At 40.2% G+C, this 918-nt stretch carries 1 protein-coding gene and 1 pseudogene; both read left to right on the forward strand.

Annotated features, from left to right (window positions below):
- Nucleotides 1–42: 42 nt before the first annotated feature.
- Nucleotides 43–507 carry a helix-turn-helix domain-containing protein gene (locus tag ACT3RN_RS15840; RefSeq protein ID WP_444518840.1) on the forward strand — a complete coding sequence of 155 codons (465 nt, stop codon included), beginning with the start codon at nucleotides 43–45 and terminating at the stop codon, nucleotides 505–507.
- An 8-nt stretch (nucleotides 508–515) separates the two neighbouring features.
- Nucleotides 516–899 (forward strand): annotated as a pseudogene (locus ACT3RN_RS15845) (transposase family protein); the annotation flags it as partial.
- Nucleotides 900–918 lie beyond the last annotated feature (19 nt).

Here is a 918-nt window from a genome sequence, read left to right on the forward strand (position 1 = left end):
TAGACCTCTTGCAAAAGTAGTTGTAAGACACAAAGTATATTATTGAACTCTACTTACTTAATAGATATGCCAAACATAGATAAGCTACTCAAACAAAGTAACGCTGGTTTTAAACGCTACACTGGCATTCATAAAGCCACCTTTTATGACATGCTTGAGGCCATGCAAAAGCATGAAGCATCTAAGACCAAATCAGGTAGACCAAGTGTGCTCAGTCTTAAGGAGCAGATACTACTCGCCCTGACTTATTGGCGTGAATACCGCACGCTTTATCATATCAGTATGGACTTTGGTATTCATGAGTCTTCTGCTAGCCGTATCATTCGTAAAGTAGAAGACACACTGATTGACTCTGGCAAGTTTGAATTGCCTAAAAAGCTGCCTAGTCGTGTCGATGAGGACATCAATTGGTCAGTCGTCATTGTCGATGCTACCGAAACCCCTATTGAGCGTCCAAAAAAAACCAAAGAGACTACTACAGCGGTAAGAAAAAACAACACACCTTAAAAGCGCAGGTTATCGTTCATTGGCAAACTGGTTTGATACTTGATGTGCAAACCTGTAAAGGGTCAATCCACGATTTTAAGCTGTATAAAGATACTTGTCCTGATTGGTTACCTGAGAATACTAACTATCTAGCAGACAGTGGTTATCAAGGGTTAGCAAAGCTACATAACCAAACTTTCACACCATTTAAGAAACCTCGTGGTGGTCAGTTATTGGAGATATGCAAACAGGCCAATCACTATCTGGCAAGGTTCCGTATTGTGGTTGAGCACAAAATAGGCTTAATCAAGTTGTTTAAAATCGTGGCTCATAAATATCGCAACCGTCGTCAGCGCTATGATCTTAGAATGAAGCTGTTTGCTGGTATCATTAATTCCGAGCTTAAACTATGACTTTTGCAAGAGGTCTATT

The organism is Psychrobacter sp. AOP5-GZ1-6, from assembly GCF_052376345.1.
Classification (GTDB): Bacteria; Pseudomonadota; Gammaproteobacteria; order Pseudomonadales; family Moraxellaceae; genus Psychrobacter.